Below are 5457 nucleotides of genomic sequence, written 5' to 3' on the forward strand. Positions count from 1 at the left end.
TTTTGACAGCGCCTTCAAGAATTACCTTTTGGTAGTTTCTTTAGAATCCCTGTTGCTTCAGCACAGGGAGTGTCAATGAAGCTCATCTTCCATTTCCGTGCCCCTTCCCTAACGCTATTTAAGGGAGGATTTTTCCCGTATAATTTCATTGATTCTCCAATATTGATGAACTTAGGCTGCTCTGGGTTGCACCTAACCCATATTACTTCTGAACGTAGCAATGCTGCTCTTACCCCCAAATGCTACAACAATAATAAGTTGTGAACTTCTGTTGCTTTTTTTGCTTTTTTTACTTTGCGTGTTCAGTGTTCTTTGTGGTATATAAAAAATACTCATGTTGAAACTTTACGAATATTCTCCTTCTGGGAATTGCTACAAAATCCGCTTGCTTTTAACTCAGCTTAATATTCCCTTCGAGCGACTAGAAATTGATATTATAAAACGAGAAAGTCGAACCCATGAATTTTTGATCAAAAATCCTAACGGGCGTATTCCTGTGTTAGAAATAGAACCGGATATTTTTCTGTTTGAATCGAATGCGATTATGTTTTACTTGAGCGAAACAACGGAGTTTTTCCCCACTGATAAATTTGAACGCGCTCAAGTCATGCAGTGGTTATTTTTTGAACAGTACAGCCACGAACCTTTTATTGCTACTTCTCGTTTTTGGTATATCACCGGAAAAGCTGAGGAATATCGAGAAGCACTCAAACAAAAACAAGCACCGGGCTATGCTGCTTTGGGGGTGATGGAACAGCATTTAGCAAACCATGCTTTTTTTGTTGGCGATCGCTATACTATTGCTGACATCGGTTTATTTGCTTACACTCACGTTGCGGGCGAGGGCGGATTTGATTTAACTAGATTTCCGGCAATTCAAACTTGGATCGAGCGAGTAAGAAATCAACCTCGATATATTAGTATCGCACATAAATAAAAGTTGTTCGTAGTAAGCATGAAGAATCCTAATTGACTAAAAGCATCAACGGAGGACTGAATTCATTACTGCAAATTTATCATGTCCGATGGTAAATTACTAATCGCTATATTTTGCCCAGTCTCACTCGATCGCCTCGCAGCATCTGCCACCTTCAAAGCGTACAAACTACTGGCATTATTTACGTACAAAGGCGTACCGTTTGACAAATATTCCAACACCATATTGGTGTCTTTGGCAAACAAGCCGCGCCGCGTTCCTACTTTGAGGTTGCGCCGATTTTCTCCCTGAATTAATTGACCGGATTCGGGAGTGAAAACCAGCGTTCCTGCTTCTCCGTAGATGGTAAAAATGTTTTCAGACTGCCAAAAAGTCTCTCCTTTTCCATAAACAGCTTCAGCGACAAGGTCATTGGCAAAGCGCAACTGTGCATTGCACAAACAAGCTTTGTAGAAATCCGGCTGACTGTCCCAAAATTGAGCTTGACAGTTAACGCTTGCCACTTCCCCGAACAAATCAGTAAATCGGTGCAGTCGCGAAATTGCACCAACTAACGGAAAGCCAAAGAGGGAATGTTGATAAGTCCACCGCTGCGGGGCTGGATGTTGAGGACTCATAGTAATGTAGCGGGCGTAAAAAACTTTACCGATTAAGGGCAAAGATTCTTTGATTGAGGAGTGCAACCCGCCTAGCAGTTCGATGTGTTCGATGTGGAGGAGTTTTTGCTTTTGGGCGGCAAGTTTGATCGCCCTTTCTGCTTCAGATACGTCTAAAGATAGAGGATATTCCACCACAACGTGCTTCTCATTTTCTAGCGCCGCCAGGACGATCGCCCCGTGATCCCGATTCACCGTACAGACAATCACCAAATCTAAATCGTCTCTTTCTACCAGCTTGCGCCAGGAAACCGCAGCTTCTGCCCCGAAGCCTTGACAAAATTCTGCGGTTTTCTCCGGGGTGTGGCCCGCAACCGCTACCAAGTGCGATCGCCCATCAGCTTGAATTGTCTCGGCCCTCAACTTAGCGGCAAAACCAGTACCCACAATCCCCACGCGAATTGGAGAATTAACCGAAAAACCAGAGCGAGTATCAATATTAGTCATGGGATTTGAGATTTAAGATTTTAGATAGTTATAGACTTGCGGTGCAGGGCTTTAGGATTCTATGGCCCCGATTTTAAGCTGTGGTTGTGGTGCGATTGATTCGATCGAGCCTTCAACACCCAAGCCTTGATGCGATCTAACTATACATTTCAGCGCCTGCTGGGACTTGCCTTGCAGCAAGTCTTGCGGAAACTCGATCGACACACCGCATACCAACAACCCGATTTTTGTGCTGTAGGGCTCAAAACAGGATTTTTCCTAGAAACCGGATTATTTAGCGCAAGTCTTGCGGCAACAGTATCACAAGGCTGAACCCAAGATAGGTATAAGTAATCAAGATGAAATTAGAAAAAGTTATAACTAATCCCATTCAAATGTTTTGTAAATAAGTGTGTCAACCTCCCTTCTATCCCCTACTATCATAGAGGGAACGAACCTAAGACCTAACCTCAAAGCTAATAGAGCCTTGAAGGTTGCATTAGGAAAAATTATCAATCTTGTTGAATTTTTGAGAGGATTTAGTGCATGGCAACTTACAAAGTTACCCTCATCAGCGAAGCCGAAGGAATTAACCAGACCATTGACGTTGATGACGATACTTACATTCTTGATGCTGCAGAAGAAGCAGGACTCGACCTCCCGTACTCTTGCCGCGCTGGAGCTTGCTCCACCTGCGCCGGCAAAATCACCAAAGGCGAAATTGACCAATCCGACCAATCTTTCTTGGACGACGACCAAATCGAGGCTGGATTTGTCCTCACCTGCGTCGCCTATCCCAAGTCTGACTGTACGATCGAAACTCACCAAGAAGAATCGCTCTACTAAGAAAGGACGCTCTGCGTGATACCCTAAGAAACCCGGTTTCTCGTTTCCAGAATTAAGCTGAAATAGCCCAATTATGTTAAGAAACCGGGTTTCTGTGTCTAACATTGCAACACAGCCGCCAGCAGTCTGTCACTCCCAGCTAGGAATTCCTAGCCGTTTGAGCAGATAGCTGACCAAATAATTTTAGATTTTAGATGGCAGATTTTAGATTAACTGTGAAACCAATCTAGAATCCCAAGTCTAAAATCTAAAAGTTTTACGGCTGATATTTAGTCCGCAAAGGCGGGCTTTGTTTGTGTAGTGGCGATGATTTAAATCGCCAAGTTTTAGGCAGAGTGCGATCGACTATTCGCGCCAAAATGTAATCGCATCGCTAAGTGGTACAACTTGAGCGCCGGGAAAATAAAAGCCCAGAATTCGAGATCCATTCCAGCCCAAATTAGCCAAATTGTAAGAACCAGTCTGACTCATTCCCACCCCGTGTCCGAAGCCGCCTCCGACAAAAGCATAACCGTTGAGAGTTTTGTCTGGATTGTAAATTGGTTCGAGGTAAAAAAGCGTGCTAATCGGCGGGTAAAAAGCATTGCGAATCTCGTCTTTGTCGATATCGATGGGGCCCAAGTCAGTTTGAACCTTCATTTTCAAAACTCGACCTGCGGGCGACCTTTCCACCACTTCCACCTGAGTGACAGTTTTAAAATTAGCCAGCGGGTGCTGTTTCTTCTGAAGATACTGTTTGAGAAATCCACCAATCGCGGTCAAAGAAGCTGGTTCGCGCCACCGAAAAGTGTCTTCTTTTTCCTCATTAAACCCTTTTTGCAAACTGATAAAGCGGCGGAAATTGTTTTCGTCAGACAAACTCTGCTGGGACAAATCCCAGACATTATTGGGCGAATCGACGATCGATCGCAAATATGGACGTTCCGCGCCCTGCCACACATCGTTAAAAGAGGCTGTCACGCCGCCGCTAGACGCGGAATAGAGCGCGTCTACTAGCTGATTTTCGTAAGTTAGCACCAAACCGCTCGTTTGGGCGATCGCCTTATCACTTTGCGGGTAAACCTCGGTCAAACCCTTATAAACTTGACAGTTAACATCAGCGCACAACTCATAATTATCCACAGCAAAGCGGCGCAAATTTCTCAGGGCGTAGGTTCTCGCTAAAATAGTTTGAGCGACAATCGCAGCGTAAGGCGAAAAAGCCCCTATTTCGTGAGGAACAACACCCCGCAAATAAGTTTCGGTCAGCACTTTATTCACCAAAGTATAAGTGCCGTAAGAATTTTTTTGCAGGTGCAAACTGCCGCCATAACGGTGAGTTTGTTGAATTGCTTTTTCTGGTTCAGTAGCTGTGGCCTCTTGGGTGGTTTGTTCCAATACCTCAATCACATTTTTCCCGGCCGTGACATCCAACTCATTGCGGTTGAAACGAAAGCCGTTTAAAACCCAAAATGCCTGGGGTACTTGTTTAAAAACTTTGGAATCCAAAAAAGCTGTTTTGTTGCCTTGAGCTTGCAAACTTTGCAACAGCCAGCGCCGCACCAAAGGAGAGTTGTAAGTATCTCTTTTCGCCCAAACTTGCCAGCGAAAAGGTTGAGCAATTTCTACATCAATTCCCTGGGCGCGCCACTGATTGGCGCTATCTTCGGCACTCTCGAAACTGCGGTGGGAGCTCAGAACAACTCGTTCTTCTACTAATGGCGATTCCAGCGGTTTCGGGGCTATTTCTAACTTGACGCTAGCAGCCGTTTTGGTTTCTATGCCTTGAGGAGTTTTGTAACTCAATGTTAAGCTGTCGCCCGGTAATGCTTTCAGCGTAAGTTTGTCGGTTGCTTTGGTGCCAAACCGCTGGACTACGCCGATTTTGATGGGTCTATTTTGGGGAGTTTGGGCGTATCCCGCAGCGCTGAAAATGGGCAACAGGCACAATGCGGTGAAAACAGTGCTAGATATGCAGCTAAACCATTTGTAATTGGGAGTTGGAGGTGCTTGAGCGGACACAGTTATCTATCTCCCGATAGTTGAAATTTGGGGATTTTTGATTGTACGTTAGCACATTTGGCGGCTGCTACAGCGGAATTCCGGAAGAGAGGCTGGTTTAGTTGCCAGAATTCTGTTAAGTCAGGACTTACACCAGACCGAAGAAACCGGGTTTTTTACCGAATCTGCGGGCTGCAACTGGTCTTTTCGTAAAAAACCCGGTTTCTGGGTCTCATGCGGTAAATCTGTCATTGCGGGTGAAATGCAGCAATGGCAAAAGTTGCGATCGCTTTACATTCTGTTACACGGTCAGGTTTATTTGCACCTACCGACTGATTGGCTAATCATTTTTTCTGAGCACTAATCTCATCGCACAGGTGTTTATCGCTTTCATCAGCATTATTCTGCAAATAGTCGTGCAGCCAATCGCAGCCTTGCACCAGCATCTCATCTAAACTTCTGATTTGCCACAACCTGGCTGTATTGTCCCATGATGCCGTAGCGATGTATTTGCCGTCGGGACTAAAACTGACACTCGATACCCCATCTTGATGTCCTTTAAATTCTCCTATCAACTTACCCGTGACATCCCACAACCTGGCTGTTTTGTCC

6 protein-coding genes are annotated in these 5457 nt (G+C 45.0%); 3 read left to right on the forward strand and 3 right to left on the reverse strand.

The window, feature by feature from the left end:
- The first annotated feature begins 334 nt into the window (after positions 1 to 334).
- Positions 335 to 937 carry a glutathione S-transferase family protein gene (locus Q5691_RS20120; protein WP_333216058.1) on the forward strand — a complete coding sequence of 201 codons (603 nt, stop codon included), beginning with the start codon at positions 335 to 337 and terminating at the stop codon, positions 935 to 937.
- Between the two features lie 65 nt (positions 938 to 1002).
- Here Q5691_RS20120 and Q5691_RS20125 read toward each other — a convergent pair whose 3' ends face one another.
- Positions 1003 to 2040, reverse strand: coding sequence for a Gfo/Idh/MocA family oxidoreductase (locus Q5691_RS20125; protein ID WP_333311565.1), 1038 nt, complete (start codon positions 2038 to 2040; stop codon positions 1003 to 1005).
- 129 nt (positions 2041 to 2169) lie between these two features.
- On the opposite strand from Q5691_RS20125, the gene Q5691_RS20130 reads away from it, so the two are divergent.
- Positions 2170 to 2352, forward strand: a complete 183-nt coding sequence (locus tag Q5691_RS20130; protein WP_333346592.1) for a hypothetical protein — start codon at positions 2170 to 2172, stop codon at positions 2350 to 2352.
- A gap of 213 nt (positions 2353 to 2565) precedes the next feature.
- Entirely contained in the window at positions 2566 to 2865 is a 300-nt protein-coding gene (locus Q5691_RS20135; RefSeq protein WP_106149950.1) for a ferredoxin, read from the forward strand.
- A 345-nt stretch (positions 2866 to 3210) separates the two neighbouring features.
- Here Q5691_RS20135 and Q5691_RS20140 read toward each other — a convergent pair whose 3' ends face one another.
- Positions 3211 to 4866, reverse strand: a complete 1656-nt coding sequence (locus tag Q5691_RS20140; protein ID WP_333346595.1) for a SpoIID/LytB domain-containing protein — start codon at positions 4864 to 4866, stop codon at positions 3211 to 3213.
- Positions 4867 to 5189: 323 nt separating this feature from the next.
- Positions 5190 to 5457: hypothetical protein (locus Q5691_RS20145; protein ID WP_333346598.1), on the reverse strand; the 268-nt coding region annotated here is incomplete at its 5' end.

It is taken from the genome of Microcoleus sp. w1-18aA5 (genome assembly GCF_036701705.1).
Taxonomy (GTDB): Bacteria; Cyanobacteriota; Cyanobacteriia; order Cyanobacteriales; family Microcoleaceae; genus Microcoleus.